Below are 15,906 nucleotides of genomic sequence, written 5' to 3'. Positions count from 1 at the left end.
CAGCTAGAACGTTGCAGCCACCCGGAACCCGATGCCCGCCGCCCGCAGCCGCTCGGTCAGCGCGTCGCCCATCGCCTGCGCGGTGGTGACCTGGCCGGCCGTGGGCGGCAGTTCGTCGAAGGCGAGGGACAGGGCGGCCTCCGCGAACATCTTCGCGGTCTCGCCGTAGCCGGGATCCCCGCCGGAGACCTCCGTGAAGACCCGCCGTCCGCCGCCCTCGCCCACGAACCGGACCGTGAACCAGCTGCGCGCCCGCTTCTCCGCGTCCGGCCCGGCCCCGGGCCTGAGCCGGTCCGACAGCCAGCGCCGGGCGGGCGGCAGCTGGGCGGCCGCGGCGACCGCGCCGACGGCCGCGACCCCGCCGAGCGCCATCGGCAGGTGCCTGACGGCCGCGTAGTGCCGGTAGCGGAAATCGGGACCGTAGCGGTCCAGGGCCTTCGCCGAGCGCTGCACGATCCGGGCGTCGATGGTGGGCAGCGGCAGCGCCCAGGCGCCGACCGCGGGTGCGAACCGCGGGGCACCCGTCGGCGCGCTCGTCCGCCGGCCCAGCAGCCGGGGCTCGTACCGGGCGCGGTCCCGGGCGGCCGCGAGCATCTGGCGGGGACGCGCGAACTGGTCCAGCACGGAGGCGAAGGTGCCGCCGGAGAAGGCGGCGTCCGCGGTGACGAACCCGTCCACGGTCAGCGGCACGCCCTCCGGCAGTTGCCGGACCGTGAAGTACGCGCCCAGGTCGTGCGGGACCGAGTCGAAACCGCAGGCGTGCAGCAGGCGCGCGCCCGTCTCCCGCGCGCGTGCGTCGTGCCGGACGTACATCAGGTCCACGAACTCCGGTTCGCCGCACAGGTCCAGGTAGTCGGCGCCGGTGTCCGCGCAGGCCGCGACCAGTTCCTCGCCGTAACGGCCGTACGGGCCGACCGTCGTGGCCACCACGCGCGCGTGCTCGGCGAGGGCGCGGACGGTGGCGGGCTCGGCGACGTCGGCGCGCAGCACCCCGATCGCCGCGCCGCCCGGCAGCCGCTCCCGCAGGGCTTCCAGCCTGCGCTCGTCCCGGGCCGCGAGCGCCCAGCGCAGGCCCTCGGGCGCGTGTGCGGCGAGGTACTCGGCGGTGAGCTCGCCGACGAAGCCGGTGGCTCCGAAGAGCACGAGGTCGTAGGGACGGTCCGTCGTCTTCAGCCTGCTCATGACACCTCTCGGTCGTGCAACCCGCGCCGTTGTCGGTGGCTGAGGCTAGCGTGAGGAGTGCGGACGCACCCCTACCGGGTATCTTGACTAAGCGCTTGCTCGTCCGCTCTTGTGCCCGGTGGAACCTGTTCTTAGCATCGTCGGTGTTACATCAGTTGTGTCACATGACTGGGGGCGGCATGACCATGGCAGGGACGCCAGGACACGGCCCGCTCTCCGGCGTGCGCGTGGTCGAGCTGGCCGGCATCGGGCCGGGCCCGTTCGCCGCCATGCTCCTCGCCGACCTGGGCGCCGACGTGGTCCGCGTCGACCGGCCCGGCGGCCCCGGGCTCGCGATCGATCCGGCGTACGACGTCACCAACCGCAACAAGCGCTCGGTGCTCGTCGACCTGAAGTCCCCGGACGGCCCCGCGCGCGTCCTCGACCTGGCCGAGCGCGCCGACATCCTGATCGAGGGCTACCGCCCCGGCGTCGCCGAGCGGCTCGGCGTCGGGCCCGATGACTGCCACGCCCGCAACCCCCGCCTGGTCTACGGCCGGATGACCGGCTGGGGCCAGGAGGGGCCCCTCGCGCACCGCGCGGGCCACGACATCGCCTACATCGCCGTCACCGGCACCCTCGGCATGATCGGCCGCCCCGACGAGCCCCCGGCCGTCCCCGCCAACCTGCTCGGCGACTACGCCGGCGGCTCCCTCTACCTGGTCGTCGGCGTCCTGGCCGCGCTGCACCACGCGCACGCGAGCGGCACCGGCCAGGTCGTGGACGCCGCCATCGTGGACGGCACCGCGCACCTCGCCGCGATGATCCACGGCATGGTGGCCGCGGGCGGCTGGCAGGACCGGCGCGGGGCGAACCTGCTGGACGGCGGCTGCCCGTACTACGGCACCTACGAGACCGCCGACGGCGGCCACATGGCCGTCGGCGCCCTGGAGCCCCAGTTCTACGCCGAGTTCCTCCGGCTGCTCGGCGGGGTGGACGACCTGGCCGACGCCCGCAAGGACTGGACCCGCTGGGGCGAGCTGCGCGAGCGCGTCGCCGCCCGTTTCAAGTCCCGTACCCGCGACGAGTGGACGGCCCTCTTCGAGGGCTCCGACGCCTGTGTCGCCCCCGTCCTCTCCCTCCACGAGGCCCCGCACCACCCCCATCTGGCCGCCCGCGGCACCTTCACCGACCAGGGCGGCATCACCCAGCCGGTTCCCGCCCCGCGCTTCTCCGCGACCCCGACGGCCTTGCGCACCCCGCCCGCCCGGCCCGGCGCCGACACCGCCGCGGTGGCCGCCGACTGGGACGTACCGGCACTCCTGGACGACCGCGACCACGATCGCGACCACCGCGACCACCGCGACCACCGCGACGACCGCGACGACCGCGACGACCGCGACCACCACGACAAGGACGCCACCTGATGGAGCTCTCGACCTTCCTCGACTACGCGGGGGACCCGCGCGCGGCGGCGGACCGGGCGGCCGCGCTGGAGTCGGCGGGCCTCGACGCGGTCTGGGTCGCGGAGGCCTACGGCTTCGACTCGCCCACGATCATGGGCTACCTGGCCGCCCGTACCGAACGGATGAAGATCGGTTCCGCGATCCTCAACGTGTACTCCCGCACCCCCGCCCTCATCGCCCAGACGGCCGCGGGCCTCGACGCGATCTCCGGCGGCCGCGCGATCATCGGGCTCGGCGCCTCCGGCCCCCAGGTCGTCGAAGGCTGGCACGGCAGGGCGTACGACAAGCCCCTCGGCCGTACCCGCGAGACGATCGAGCTGACCCGGCGGATCCTGCGCCGCGAGGTCATCGACCACCACGGCATCACCGACATGCCCCGCCCCGGCGGCCTCGGCAAGCCCCTGAAGCTCCTGACCAGGCCGGTCCGCCCCGCCGTGCCGCTGTACGTGGCCTCACTGGGCCCCGCCAACGTCCGGATGACCGCCGAGATCGCCGACGGCTGGCTGCCCACCCTGTTCATCCCCGAGAAGGCGCACGAAGTCTGGGGTACTCCGCTGGCGGAGGGCGCCGCCCGCAGGGACCCGGCCCTCGGCGAACTGCAGATCGTCGCCGGCGGCCTGCTCGCCATCGGCGAGGACGCGGCCGCCGCCCGGGACCTGGTCCGCCCGCGGATCGCCCTGTACGTCGGCGGCATGGGCGCGCCCGGCAAGAACTTCTACAACGACCTCGCCGTCGCCTACGGCTACGAGAAGGAGGCCCGGCTCATCCAGGAGCTGTACCTCGACGGCCGTCAGCGGGACGCCGCCGCGGCCGTACCGGACGAGTTCTGCGAGCTCATATCGCTGTGCGGCCCGGAGGGCTACGTCCGGGACCGCATCGAGGCCTTCCGCGAGGCGGGCGTGACCATGCTGGACGTCACCCCCGTCGGCCCGGACCCCGCCCGCCTGGTCGAGACCGTCAGGAACTGGCTCTGAGCCTCCCTCTCCCGCACCTCTCTCGAAAAACCCTCGTTGAAAGGCTTGTCAGTGAGCACCGAAGCGTACGTGTACGACGCGATCCGCACCCCGCGCGGCCGCGGCAAGGCGAACGGCGCCCTGCACGGCACGAAGCCCATCGACCTGGTCGTCGGACTCATCCACGAGATCCGCGACCGCTTCCCGGACCTCGACCCGGCCGCCGTCGACGACGTCGTGCTCGGTGTCGTCGGCCCGGTCGGCGACCAGGGCTCCGACATCGCGCGGATCGCCGCGATCGCCGCCGGACTGCCGGACACGGTCGCCGGCGTGCAGGAGAACCGCTTCTGTGCGTCCGGCCTGGAAGCCGTCAACATGGCCGCCGCCAAGGTCCGCTCGGGTTTCGAGGACCTCGTCCTCGCGGGCGGCGTCGAGTCGATGTCCCGGGTGCCGATGGCCTCGGACGGCGGCGCCTGGTTCAACGACCCGATGACCAACCTGGCCGTCAACTTCGTGCCGCAGGGCATCGGCGCCGACCTGATCGCCACCATCGAGGGCTTCTCCCGCCGGGACGTGGACGAGTACGCGGCGCTCTCCCAGGAGCGCGCGGCGACGGCCGTCAAGGAGGGCCGATTCGACCGCTCCGTGGTCCCCGTGAAGGACCGCGCCGGCCTCGTCGTCCTCGACCACGACGAGCACCTGCGGCCCGGCACCACCGCCGACTCCCTCGCCAAGCTCAAGCCTTCCTTCGCCGACATCGGCGAACTGGGCGGTTTCGACGCGGTCGCCCTGCAGAAGTACCACTGGGTCGAGAAGATCGACCACGTCCACCACGCGGGCAACTCCTCCGGCATCGTCGACGGCGCCTCCCTGGTCGCCATCGGTACCAAGGAGATCGGCGAGCGCTACGGCCTCACCCCGCGCGCGCGGATCGTCTCGGCCGCCGTCTCGGGCTCCGAGCCGACCATCATGCTCACCGGCCCCGCCCCCGCCACCCGCAAGGCGCTCGCCAAGGCCGGCCTCACCATCGACGACATCGACCTGGTCGAGATCAACGAGGCGTTCGCGGCGGTCGTGCTGCGCTTCGTGAAGGACATGGGCCTGTCCCTGGACAAGGTCAACGTCAACGGCGGCGCCATCGCGCTGGGCCACCCGCTCGGCGCCACCGGCGCGATGATCCTCGGTTCGCTCGTCGACGAACTGGAGCGCCAGGACAAGCGCTACGGCCTCGCCACCCTGTGCGTGGGCGGCGGCATGGGCATCGCCACCATCGTCGAGCGCGTCTGAAATCCCCGCGGAACCAAGAGACTTCACGGAGACACGAGCCATGACCGAGAGCACCACCATCCGCTGGGAACAGGACGACACCGGCGTCGTCACCCTCGTCCTGGACGACCCGAACCAGTCCGCCAACACCATGAACGCGGCCTTCGCCGAGTCCCTCGCCGCGGTCACCGACCGGCTGGAGGCCGAACAGGACTCGATCAGGGGGGTCATCTTCACCTCCGCCAAGAAGACCTTCTTCGCCGGCGGCGACCTGCGCGACCTCATCCGGGTCACCCCCGGGACCGCCCAGGACCTCTTCGACGGCGGCCTCGCCGTCAAGCGCAACCTGCGCCGCATCGAGACCCTCGGCAAGCCGGTCGTCGCCGCCGTCAACGGCGCGGCCCTCGGCGGCGGTTTCGAACTCACCCTCGCCTGCCACCACCGCGTCGCCCTCGACACCCCCGGCACCAGGATCGGCTGCCCCGAGGTCACCCTCGGCCTGCTCCCGGGCGGCGGCGGGGTCGTCCGCACCGTCCGCCTCCTCGGCATCGCCGACGCCCTGCTGAAGGTCCTCCTCCAGGGCACCCAGTACAACGCGACGCGCGCGTTGGAGAACGGGCTCATCCACGAGGTCGCCGCCACCCCCGAGGAACTCCTCGCCAAGGCGCGCGCGTTCATCGACGCCAACCCCGAGTCCCAGCAGCCCTGGGACAAGCCCGGCTACCGGATCCCCGGCGGCACGCCCGCCAACCCCAAGTTCGCCGCCAACCTGCCGGCCTTCCCGGCGACCCTGCGCAAGCAGACCAACAACGCCCCCTACCCGGCGCCGCGCCGCATCCTCGCCGCCGCCGTCGAGGGCAGCCAGGTCGACTTCGAGACCGCCCAGGTCATCGAGGCCCGCTACTTCGTGGAGCTGGCCGCCGGGCAGATCTCGAAGAACATGATCCAGGCGTTCTTCTTCGACCTGCAGGCCGTCAACTCCGGCGCCAACCGTCCCCAGGGCGTCGAGCCCCGCAAGGTCACCAAGGTCGCCGTCCTCGGCGCGGGCATGATGGGCGCCGGCATCGCCTACTCGTGCGCTCGCGCGGGCATCGACGTCGTCCTCAAGGACGTCTCGACCGAGGCCGCCCGGAAGGGCAAGGGCTACTCCGAGAAACTGTGCGCGAAGGCCGTCGCCAAGGGCCGCACCAGCCAGGAGAAGGCGGACGCCCTGCTCGCGCGGATCACGCCCACCGGGGACCCGCAGGACCTGGCCGGCTGCGACGCGGTCATCGAGGCCGTCTTCGAGGACACCGCCCTCAAGCACAAGGTCTTCCAGGAGATCGAGTCCGTCGTCGCCCCCGACGCCCTGCTCTGCTCCAACACCTCCACGCTGCCCATCACCGCCCTCGCCGAGGGCGTCGAGCGCCAGGCCGACTTCATCGGCCTGCACTTCTTCTCGCCCGTCGACAAGATGCCGCTCGTCGAGATCATCAAGGGCGAGCGCACCGGCGACGAGGCACTGGCCCGCGCCTTCGACCTGGTCCGGCAGATCAACAAGACGCCGATCGTCGTCAACGACTCGCGCGGCTTCTTCACCTCCCGCGTCATCGGCCACTTCATCAACGAGGGCGTCGCCATGGTCGGCGAGGGCATCGAGCCCGCCTCCGTCGAGCAGGCGGCGGCCCAGGCCGGCTACCCGGCCAAGGTGCTCTCCCTGATGGACGAGCTGACCCTCACCCTGCCGCAGAAGATCCGCCGCGAGTCGAAGCTGGCCGTCGAGGAGGCCGGCGGCACCTGGACCGCGCACCCCGCGGAGGCGGTCATCGACCGCATGGTCGACGAGTTCGGCCGCCCCGGCCGCAGCGGGGGAGCGGGCTTCTACGACTACGCAGAGGACGGCAGCCGCGCCGCCCTGTGGCCCGGTCTGCGCGAGCACTTCACGAGGCCCGGGCACGAGATCCCGTTCCGCGACATGCAGGAGCGCATGCTCTTCTCGGAGGCCCTCGACACCGTCCGCCTCGTGGCGGAGGGCGTCCTCACCTCGGTCGCCGACGCCAACATCGGTTCCCTCTTCGGCATCGGCTTCCCCGGCTGGACCGGCGGCGTCCTGCAGTACATCAACGGCTACGAGGGCGGCCTGCCGGGCTTCGTGGCACGCGCGCGTGAACTGGCCGCGACCTACGGCGAGCGGTTCACCCCGCCCGCGCTGCTGGTCGAGAAGGCGGAGCGGGGGGAGACCTTCACCGACGGCCGCTGAGCCGGCGCCGAGCCGGACGGGCGGGGCGGATCCTCCTCAGGAGCCGTCCCCGGAGCCGTCGAGCCACTGGTGCACCTCCGCACTGAGCGACCGCTGGAAGGCGGTCAGCAGGGCCTGGACCACCAGTGGCTGCATGTGCGCGGAGAGGGACTTCACGTCCGCCTCGGTCCGCTCCGCCACCTCGGCCCGGAACAGCAGGGACAGCTCGCGCGCGGCCGCCCGTGCGTGCTCGGTCAGGACGGTGCGCGCGGCCAGGATCGCCTTCTCGGACAGCGGCACGTCGAGGAGCTGCACGGCGAGCCGGAGCAGGCCGGGGTCGATGCGGTAGCCGTCCCCTGCGGGCCGTACGACGTCCATGGCGACGAGCCGTTCGACGTCCTCCGCGTCCAGCGGGCGCCCGGCCCGCCGCCGCAGCTCGCCGGCCGTCACGGTCTCCTCGGTGTCCGGTGCCCAGGAGGCGATCAGGGCCCGGTGGATGGCCAGGTCGTGGTGGCTCAGGCCGGGCGGCAGCTGCCGTACGTAGCGCTCGATCGCGGCCAGCGTCATGCCCTGGTGCTGCAGCTCCTCGATCAGGGCCAGCCGGGCCAGGTGGTCCCGCCCGTAGTGGCCCACCCGGCGCGGGCCGATCACCGGCGGCGGCAGCAGCCCCTTGGTGCCGTAGAAGCGGACCGTGCGGACCGTGGTGCCGGCCCGCGCGGCCAGTTCGTCGATCGTGAGCGCCGGCTCTCCGAGGTCGCCGTCGGTGTCGGTCGTCATGTGCAGCAGTATCGCTGTCACACCGGCACGGTGACACCGGAAGGTGATCGCGATGTGTTCAACCGATGTTCATCTTCACGCCAAGATCGTGACCTTGTGAGAAGTTCCGCTCTGTGATCTGTGCCATCGCATACGCCCTGGTGTCCGGGGGAAGGTGGCGCCTTGGTCTGTGCCCACCACCGAGCGCGCCGACCGACTACATCCGGACACCCGAGCGTGACCCGCTCGGGCGCACCAGAGAGTGGAACCCCCTGTGAGCAAGGACTCCGTGGACACGGCACAGGCTGCCGCCACCCGGACCGACGCGGCCCAGGCGCCCGCGGACGCGGGCGACGCCGGCTACAGCAAGGACCTCAAGGCCCGCCACGTCAACATGATCGCCATCGGCGGCGCGATCGGCACCGGCCTCTTCCTGGGCGCCGGCGGCCGCCTCCACAACGCGGGCCCGGCGCTCGCCCTCGCCTACCTGGTCTGCGGCGTCTTCGCCTTCTTCGTGGTCCGCGCCCTCGGCGAGCTGGTCCTCTACCGCCCCTCCTCCGGTTCCTTCGTGTCGTACGCGCGCGAGTTCCTCGGCGAGAAGGGCGCGTACGTCGCCGGCTGGATGTACTTCCTGAACTGGTCGACCACCGGTATCGCCGACATCACCGCGATCGCGCTCTACACCCACTACTGGAGCATGTTCACGAGCATCCCCCAGTGGACGCTCGCGCTGATCGCCCTCGCCGTCGTCCTGACGGTGAACCTGATCTCGGTGAAGATCTTCGGCGAGATGGAGTTCTGGTTCGCGATCATCAAGGTCGCCACCCTCGTCGGCTTCATGCTGATCGGCATCTTCCTGCTCGCCACCCAGCACAAGGTCGACGGCCAGACCCCGGGCGTGAGCGTCATCAGCGACCACGGCGGTGTCCTGCCGCACGGCCTGATGCCGGTCGTCCTGGTCATGCAGGGCGTGATCTTCGCGTACGCGGCCCTGGAGCTGGTCGGCGTCGCGGCGGGCGAGACCGCCGAGCCCGAGAAGGTCGTCCCGCGCGCGGTGAACTCGATCATGTGGCGCGTCGGCCTCTTCTACGTCGGCTCCGTCGTCCTGCTGGCCCTCCTCCTCCCCGGCTCGGTCTACTCGGCCGACGAGAGTCCCTTCGTCACCGTCCTCTCCAAGATCGGTGTCTCGGGCGCCGGTGACGTGATGAACCTGGTGGTCCTCACCGCGGCGATGTCCTCCCTCAACTCCGGTCTCTACTCCACGGGCCGCATCCTGCGCTCCATGGCGGTGGCCGGCTCGGCCCCGAAGTTCACCGCGCGCATGAACCGCAGCCAGGTGCCCTACGGCGGCATCCTGCTGACCTGCGCGGTCTGCGTGCTCGGTGTCGGCCTCAACTACCTGGTGCCGAGCCAGGCCTTCGAGATCGTGCTGAACGTCGCCTCCCTCGGCATCATCAGCACCTGGGTGATCATCATGCTCTGCCACCTGGTCTTCGTCCGCCGCGCGAGGGCCGGCCTGGTCGAGCGCCCCGCGTTCCGCCTCCGCTTCAGCCCGGCGACCGAGATCACCACGATCGCCTTCCTCCTGGTCTGCCTCGGCATGATGTGGAACGACCCCGAGGTCGGCCGCAAGACCCTCCTGCTCATCCCGGTGATCGCCGTCCTCCTGGTGGCCGGCTGGTTCGGCGTCCGCCGCCGGGTCTCCAGGACGGCCGACAGGGAGCTCTCCCAGCTCGCGAAGTAGCAGCTCGGAGCCACTGTCAGTGGCATCGCCTACGGTGACGTCATGGGGGAGATCACGTACATCCGAGGCGACGCCACCGCACCGTCGGGCAAGGGCGTCAAGGTCATCGCGCACGTCTGCAACGACCTGGGCGGCTGGGGCAAGGGCTTCGTCCTGGCCCTCTCCCGCCGCTGGCCGGAGCCCGAGAAGGTGTACCGCACCTGGCACCGCGACCGGGCCGCGAACGACTTCGGCCTGGGCGCGGTCCAGCTGGTCCGCGTGGAGCGGTACATCTGGGTGGCCAACATGATCGGCCAACGGGGGACCAGAACCGGCAGCAAGGGCGTGCCGGTCCGCTACGAGGCGATCGACACGGCCCTGCGCAAGCTGGCCGACGAGGCCATCGAACGCGGCGCGTCCGTACACATGCCCCGCATCGGCTGCGGCCTGGCAGGCGGCACATGGTCCCGCGTCGAGCCGCTGATAGACGAACGGCTGGTGGCCCGCCGAATCCCGGTCACCGTCTACGACTACGGCGAGCACAGCGCCCCGTAAGGGGCGCGGGGAACTGCGCGACCAGTCATAACGGACCCGCAGCCCCCCTCCTACCGCACCCGGCACATGCTCAGCGCACGTAGTTCGTGGCCTCGATCTGCTTCCAGGATTTCGGCTGCGAGGCGGCCCCCACGGCCTTCGCCGCAGGCGCCACCGGCTTCGTCGGCTGGAACAGCCACGCGTCGAACAACCCGGACAGCGACTTCCCCGACACCTTCTCCGCGTACGCCTCGAAGTCGGCCACCGAAGCGTTCCCGTACGCGTGCTCCCTCGGCCACCCCTTCAGGATCGCGAAGAACGCGTCGTCCCCGACCGCGTTCCGCAGCGCCTGCACGGCCAGCGCCCCGCGGTCGTAGACAGCGATGTCGAACTGGTCGTCGGGACCGGGATCCCCCGGCTTCACCGTCCAGAACGCGTCGTCGGCCGGATGCGACGCGTACACGTAGTCGGCGAGCTCCTGCGTCGTGCCCTCACCCTCGTGCTCCGACCACAGCCACTGCGCGTACCGCGCGAACCCCTCGTTGAGCCAGATGTCCTTCCAGCCCTTGAGGGAGACGTCGTCGCCGTACCACTGGTGGGCCAGCTCGTGCACGACCACCGACGTGTTCGAACCGTTCGCGAACTGCTTCGGGCTGTAGTAGACGCGGGTCTGCGTCTCCAGCGCGTACCCGGTGGTGGTGTTCGGCACGTACCCGCCGGCCGAACCGAAGGGATACGGCCCGAAGTAGCCGGAGAGCCAGTCCACGAGCTCCCCGGTGCGCTCCACGCTCGCCCGCGCCGCCCCGTCGTTGTCGCCGAGGTCCTTGCTGTAGGCGTTGACGACCGGTACCCCGCCCTCGGAGGTGCTCGTCGTGATGTCGAACCTCCCGACCGCCAGGGTGGTCAGATAGGTCGCCTGCGGCTTGTTCTGCCGCCAGTTGTACCGGGTCCAGCCGCGCTGCGAACTCGTCGACTGGAGCGTGCCGTTGGAGATGGCCTGGGTGCCGTCGGGGACGGCCACCGACACGTCGTAGGTCGCCTTGTCGAGCGGGTGGTCGTTGCTCGGGTACCACCACCAGGCGGCCTCGGGCTCGTCCGCCGCGACCGCCCCGTCCGGGGTGCGGTGCCAGGTGTCGAAGCCGTACGCGCTCTTGGTCGACGGCACCCCGCTGTAGCGGACGACGACGGTGACCTGCGTGCCCTTGGCCAGCGGCGACCTGGGGGTGACGACCAGCTCGTGCTGACCGGACGTGGCGAAGCCCGCCTGTACCCCGTTGACCCGCACCTCGCTGACGTCCAGCAGGAAGTCCAGGTCGAAGCTGGACAGGTCCTGCGTGGTACGCGCCAGGATCGTCGCCGTACCGGACAGCTCGTCGGTGGCCGGCTGGTACTGCAGGCGCAGGTCGTAGTGGGAGACGTCGTAGCCGCCGTTGCCGTAGTACGGGTAGTAGGGGTCGCCGATGCCCGGCGCGCCGGGGCCGTAACTCGCGGCCGATGCCGGGATCGCCAGCAGCAGGGAGGCCGCCGCGAGGGCGCCCGGCGCGAGGATTCTGCGGTGCACGAGAACTCCAGGTCGGTAGGGGGCCGAGGCGCGTCCGCCGCACCGCGACGGGGCGCACCAAGTCGATGGAGCACGAAACTGTTCGGAGCCTATTCAGTCCCTGTGTCACCTGGCCTGTCCATGGCACCTGCTGTCACACGATCGCCATTCGGCCGCAATCCGGCCTGACGGTCCCCCAGATGCCCCCTTCTGCACAGGAGTTGACCGGGGTAGCGTCCGCCGCATGCCGAAACGCACGCGCTTCACGATCTGGAGACCGCTCGCCGTCGCGGCTGTCGCCGCCCTGATCGCCGCCTTCCTCACCCCGGCCGCGGCCCAGGCTTCCGGCGCCCCCCGCGAAAGCCGGCCCGTCTACTCGTACGCGAACGCCGTCCGCGAGGCGGTCTGGGTCGACACCGGTCTCGACTCCGACGGCGACGGGAAGACCGACCGGGTCGCCGCCGACATCGTCCGGCCCGCCGAACCCGCCGCGCAGGGCCGCAAGGTGCCGGTCATCATGGACGCCAGCCCCTACTACTCCTGCTGCGGACGCGGCAACGAGAGCCAGCTGAAGACGTACGACGCCCACGGGAACGTCGTCCGGATGCCGCTCTTCTACGACAACTACTTCGTGCCCCGCGGCTACGCCGTCGTCGGCGTCGACCTGGCCGGCACCAACCGCTCCGACGGCTGTGTCGACGTCGGCGGCCGCTCCGACATCCAGTCCGCGAAGGCCGTCGTCGACTGGCTGAACGGCCGCGCGAAGGCCTACAGCAGCCGCACCGGCACCACCACGGTCAAGGCGAGCTGGACCAACGGGAAGACCGGCATGATCGGCAAGAGCTGGGACGGCACCATCGCCAACGGCGTGGCCGCCACCGGCGTCAAGGGGCTCAGAACGATCGTCCCGATCAGCGCCATCTCCTCCTGGTACGACTACTACTTCGCCCAGGGCGCCCCGCTCTACGACTCGGGCCCCGACTGGCTGGCCGGCGCCGTCGAGAGCGACGCCGCCTATGCCAAGTGCGGTGCCGTCCAGCAGAGACTGGTCGACGGCGCCCCGCGCAACGGCGACTGGACCGGCCTGTGGACCGAGCGCGACTACGTCAAGGACGCGTCCAAGGTGAAGGCCAGCGTCTTCCTCGTGCACGGCATGCAGGACCTCAACGTCCGCACCAAGCACTTCGGCCAGTGGTGGGACGCCCTCGCGAGGAACGGCGTCGAGCGCAAGATCTGGCTCTCCCAGACCGGACACGTCGACCCCTTCGACTACCGGCGCGGCGCCTGGGTCGACACCCTGCACCGCTGGTTCGACCACGAACTCCTCGGCTACGACAACGGCATCGACCGTGAGCCGATGGCCGACATCGAGCGCCACCCCGACCAGTGGGTGACCTCCTCCGTCTGGCCCCCGCGCGACACCCGGACCACCACCCTGCGTCCCGCCACCGGAACCCAGGCCGGTGTCGGCACCCTCGGCCTGCACAAGGGCTCCGGCACCGAGACGTTCACCGACGACCCGCAGCAGAGCGAGACCGACTGGGCGGCCCGGCTCGCCACCCCGACCTCGGACAAGGCCGGATTCCTCACCGCGCCGCTCACCCGGGACCTGCGGCTGTCCGGCTCGTCGAAGGTGACCGTCACCGCCACCCCCACCACCTCGACGGCCCACCTGACCGCCGTCCTGGTCGACCTCGGCCCGGACACCATCCGGGACTACGCCGACGCCGCCGAGGGCATCACCACCCTCACCGACCGCAGTTGCTGGGGCGAGAGCACGGCAGGCGACAGCGCCTGCTTCCTGAAGACGGCGGCGAGGACCAAGGCCGTCGACTACACCGTCTTCAGCCGCGGCTGGGCCGACCTCGGCACCTACGCCGACCCCGGCAAGGGCGTCCCGCTCACCCCGGGCAAGGCCTACACGATCACGCTCGACCTGGCGGCCACCGACCACGTCGTACCCAAGGGCCACCGCCTGGCGCTGATCATCGCCGGCACGGACAAGGACCTCATCGATCCGCCGTCCACCACCCCGACGCTCACCGTGGACCTGTCCCGTACGACGGCCACGGTCCCGCTGGTCGGCGGCGCGGCCGCGTTCACCCGCGCCACCTCCGCCCGGTGGACCGCCCCCGGGAAGACCGCCCTGCACGGCGTCCGCGCGCCGCGCACCGTCCGGCGCGTCCCCGCGGGCTGACCGCTCAGGCGGCCGGGCCGGTGTCCACCAGCCCGGCCGCCTCCCGCGCACAGCCCCAGGCGACCGTGACCCCGGCCCCGCCGTGCCCGTAGTTGTGGACCAGCACTCCGCCGTCGGCCCGCGGTTCGTGCTCCAGGCGGACCGCCGACCGGTACGGCCGCAGCCCCACCCGGTGCGCCAGCACCCGCGCCCCGGCGATCTCCGGCCGGACCTCGGCACAGCGCGCCACGATCCCGGCGGCCACCCCCGGATCCGGTTCCAGCGACCAGGCGTCCTCCTCCGCCGTCCCGCCGAGCAGCAGCCCGCCCGGCTGCGGGAAGAAGTAGGCCGAGGCACCCCCCGCCACCTCGTCGGAGGTGTACCAGGTGGTGATCCCCGGGTTCGCCACCACGACCAGCTGCCCGCGCACCGGACGCACCGCCGGATCCGGGACCAGTGAACGGGCACCGAGCCCCGTGCAGTTGACCACGACCCGCGCGGGCACCTCGCCCAGCGCGCCCACCACCCGCTCCTCGACCGTCCCGCCCGCCCGCTCCAACCGCTGCCGCAGCCACCGCAGATGGACCGGCATGTCGATCAACGGCAGCCGGGCCGTGAGGCCTTCAGCGGTCTGCGCCAGCCCCGGTACCTCGGCCGCCCACGCACCCAGCCCGTCCAGCCGCAGGCCGCCGTGTACACCCTCGACCAGGCGTACGCCCGTCTCCTCCGGCCGCGCCGCCAACTCCGCGTACACGACAAGGGAGGCCAGCGCCCATTCCCCGACCAGCGCCTCCGGCTCGATGCGGTACGGCCACCACAGCGCGCCGGCGACCGCCGAGGTCGTACGCCCGCCGGTCTCCCGGGCCCACACCCGCACCCGGCGCCCGGCCTCGGCCAGCACCACCGCGGTGGTCAGTCCGACCACGCCGCCGCCGACCACGATCACTTCGTCCCTCAGCTCAGGCTGCACACCGCGACGTTAGCGGAATATGTCATGCCGCGCTCAGATCGTCCCGCTCTGGGGATACTCACAGCATGTCTGCCGCATACGCGACCTTCGGCCTGGCCCCGGCGATGCGCGCCGGCGGTGTCCGCGCCGACGGCGGCTACCAGCTCCACCGGGACTTCGTGGACTTCGTCGTCGACGGTCACCCGCTGCTGTTCCAGCTCTCCGGCCTGGACGCCGTCTCCCCGCTCGCCTCCGACGTCCCGCCCGCGATCTTCACCGCCCAGGTCCGCAGCCTCCTACTGGAGTCCGGGGCCCCGCTGCCCGACGGCCGGTACGTCGTCTACGGCTGTCCCGAATGCCAGGACCTGGCCTGCGGCGCGGTCACCGCCGTCATCGAGCACGACGGCGACGACTACATCTGGCGGGACTTCGCCTGGCAGACCTCCGAACACGCCGACCTGGAGCTCAACGGCTACCACGGCATCGGCCCGTTCCGCTTCCACGGCCCCGAGTACCGCGAGGCCCTCGGCGCGCTCCTGTCCGATCCCGGCCCGCCGCCCGGCCGCCAGGTGCTGCTGATCGGCGCCCGCGTCGCCCTCCTCGCCAAACTGGCCGCCGCCCTGCGCGCCATCGGCATCGGCGCCGACATCACCCGTGACACCGACGGCGTCCCCGCCGAGGAGCTCCGCGGCTACGCGGCCGTCGTCTTCGGCCCCGCGGCCGGCGAGACCGAGCGGACCGCCGTACGCCGGGCGTTCGAGGGGGCGGGGGTGGCGGTGTCCTACGTCGACGGACTCGCCCCGATCGTCCCGCTCCTCGTCGCCCAGATCGAGCACGCCCTCGACCGCAGCCCGCTCCCGCAGCGCCGGCTGGCCGGCCTGGCCGCCGCCGACGGCACCGCCGGCATCGAGGTCACCTCGCCCTGCCGGGTCCGGCTCACGTCGTACCGCCTCGACCGCCTCTCCCGCCCCCGCACCCACGAGCTCTTCGACGGCGTCCTGGAACCCGGCCGCCACCGCATCCCGCTGGACGGCAGGGCGGCCAGGGGCGGCTCCTTCGTCGTGGCCCGCGCCTCCGGGAGCGTGCTGGTGGCTGCCCTGGAGCGCTGACCGGGGGAGAACAGGGCTGACTGAGGACGGGCTGCCAGGCCCATTAGGATCGGCA

At 71.9% G+C, this 15,906-nt stretch carries 12 protein-coding genes; 8 read left to right on the top strand and 4 right to left on the bottom strand.

All coding sequences use genetic code 11. The features are described 5' to 3' along the window. Nucleotides 1-3 precede the first annotated feature (3 nt). Nucleotides 4-1,182, bottom strand: a complete 1,179-nt coding sequence (locus tag AB0472_RS18300; protein ID WP_366357472.1) for a saccharopine dehydrogenase NADP-binding domain-containing protein — start codon at nt 1,180-1,182, stop codon at nt 4-6. 179 nt (nt 1,183-1,361) lie between these two features. On the opposite strand from AB0472_RS18300, the gene AB0472_RS18295 reads away from it, so the two are divergent. Genes AB0472_RS18295 through AB0472_RS18280 form a run of 4 tightly spaced genes read left to right on the top strand, consistent with a single transcriptional unit; the run spans nt 1,362 to nt 7,085 of the window. Continuing rightward, nucleotides 1,362-2,588, top strand: coding sequence for a CaiB/BaiF CoA-transferase family protein (locus tag AB0472_RS18295; RefSeq protein WP_366357471.1), 1,227 nt, complete (start codon nt 1,362-1,364; stop codon nt 2,586-2,588). Next, nucleotides 2,588-3,601 (top strand): LLM class F420-dependent oxidoreductase, encoded by a 1,014-nt coding sequence (locus AB0472_RS18290; RefSeq protein WP_366357470.1) that lies wholly within the window; start codon nt 2,588-2,590, stop codon nt 3,599-3,601. The genes AB0472_RS18295 and AB0472_RS18290 overlap by 1 nt, the downstream gene beginning before the upstream one ends. Nucleotides 3,602-3,652: 51 nt before the next feature. Next, nucleotides 3,653-4,867: an acetyl-CoA C-acetyltransferase gene (locus AB0472_RS18285; RefSeq protein ID WP_366357469.1), complete on the top strand. Its 1,215-nt coding sequence runs from the start codon at nt 3,653-3,655 to the stop codon at nt 4,865-4,867. A 40-nt stretch (nt 4,868-4,907) separates the two neighbouring features. Then, nucleotides 4,908-7,085 (top strand): 3-hydroxyacyl-CoA dehydrogenase NAD-binding domain-containing protein, encoded by a 2,178-nt coding sequence (locus AB0472_RS18280; protein ID WP_366357468.1) that lies wholly within the window; start codon nt 4,908-4,910, stop codon nt 7,083-7,085. Between the two features lie 36 nt (nt 7,086-7,121). Here the strand turns inward: AB0472_RS18280 and AB0472_RS18275 are convergent, their stop codons facing one another. Then, nucleotides 7,122-7,841, bottom strand: a complete 720-nt coding sequence (locus AB0472_RS18275; RefSeq protein WP_366357467.1) for a MerR family transcriptional regulator — start codon at nt 7,839-7,841, stop codon at nt 7,122-7,124. A 253-nt stretch (nt 7,842-8,094) separates the two neighbouring features. Here AB0472_RS18275 and AB0472_RS18270 point away from each other — a divergent pair, with 253 nt between their 5' ends. Beyond that, nucleotides 8,095-9,564 (top strand): amino acid permease, encoded by a 1,470-nt coding sequence (locus AB0472_RS18270; RefSeq protein WP_366357466.1) that lies wholly within the window; start codon nt 8,095-8,097, stop codon nt 9,562-9,564. 42 nt (nt 9,565-9,606) lie between these two features. After that, nucleotides 9,607-10,098: a macro domain-containing protein gene (locus tag AB0472_RS18265; protein WP_366357465.1), complete on the top strand. Its 492-nt coding sequence runs from the start codon at nt 9,607-9,609 to the stop codon at nt 10,096-10,098. A gap of 70 nt (nt 10,099-10,168) precedes the next feature. Here the strand turns inward: AB0472_RS18265 and AB0472_RS18260 are convergent, their stop codons facing one another. Next, nucleotides 10,169-11,638, bottom strand: coding sequence for a M1 family metallopeptidase (locus AB0472_RS18260; RefSeq protein WP_366357464.1), 1,470 nt, complete (start codon nt 11,636-11,638; stop codon nt 10,169-10,171). A 223-nt stretch (nt 11,639-11,861) separates the two neighbouring features. Here AB0472_RS18260 and AB0472_RS18255 point away from each other — a divergent pair, with 223 nt between their 5' ends. After that, nucleotides 11,862-13,814 (top strand): Xaa-Pro dipeptidyl-peptidase, encoded by a 1,953-nt coding sequence (locus AB0472_RS18255; RefSeq protein WP_366357463.1) that lies wholly within the window; start codon nt 11,862-11,864, stop codon nt 13,812-13,814. 4 nt (nt 13,815-13,818) lie between these two features. On the opposite strand, the gene AB0472_RS18250 is transcribed toward AB0472_RS18255, so the two are convergent. Further along, nucleotides 13,819-14,739: an FAD-dependent oxidoreductase gene (locus AB0472_RS18250; protein ID WP_366357497.1), complete on the bottom strand. Its 921-nt coding sequence runs from the start codon at nt 14,737-14,739 to the stop codon at nt 13,819-13,821. Between the two features lie 89 nt (nt 14,740-14,828). Here AB0472_RS18250 and AB0472_RS18245 point away from each other — a divergent pair, with 89 nt between their 5' ends. After that, nucleotides 14,829-15,851: an oxidoreductase gene (locus AB0472_RS18245; RefSeq protein WP_366357462.1), complete on the top strand. Its 1,023-nt coding sequence runs from the start codon at nt 14,829-14,831 to the stop codon at nt 15,849-15,851. The last annotated feature ends 55 nt before the right edge of the window (nt 15,852-15,906 follow it).

Origin of the sequence: Streptomyces sp. NPDC086777 (assembly GCF_040702065.1) — a bacterium.
Classification (GTDB): domain Bacteria; phylum Actinomycetota; class Actinomycetes; order Streptomycetales; family Streptomycetaceae; genus Streptomyces.
Note: the sequence above shows the minus strand (reverse complement) of the source record. Positions and strands in the feature narration are given on the sequence as shown.

Excerpts from the sequence above, each read along its gene's own strand:
- AB0472_RS18245 (WP_366357462.1), top strand. The coding sequence starts at position 14,829 with ATGTCTGCCGCATACGCGACCTTCGGCCTGGCCCCGGCGATGCGCGCC.
- AB0472_RS18265 (WP_366357465.1), top strand. The coding sequence starts at position 9,607 with ATGGGGGAGATCACGTACATCCGAGGCGACGCCACCGCACCGTCGGGC.
- AB0472_RS18255 (WP_366357463.1), top strand. The coding sequence starts at position 11,862 with ATGCCGAAACGCACGCGCTTCACGATCTGGAGACCGCTCGCCGTCGCG.
- AB0472_RS18290 (WP_366357470.1), top strand. The coding sequence starts at position 2,588 with ATGGAGCTCTCGACCTTCCTCGACTACGCGGGGGACCCGCGCGCGGCG.
- AB0472_RS18295 (WP_366357471.1), top strand. The coding sequence starts at position 1,362 with ATGACCATGGCAGGGACGCCAGGACACGGCCCGCTCTCCGGCGTGCGC.
- AB0472_RS18275 (WP_366357467.1), bottom strand. The coding sequence starts at position 7,841 with ATGACGACCGACACCGACGGCGACCTCGGAGAGCCGGCGCTCACGATC.
- AB0472_RS18280 (WP_366357468.1), top strand. The coding sequence starts at position 4,908 with ATGACCGAGAGCACCACCATCCGCTGGGAACAGGACGACACCGGCGTC.
- AB0472_RS18300 (WP_366357472.1), bottom strand. The coding sequence starts at position 1,182 with ATGAGCAGGCTGAAGACGACGGACCGTCCCTACGACCTCGTGCTCTTC.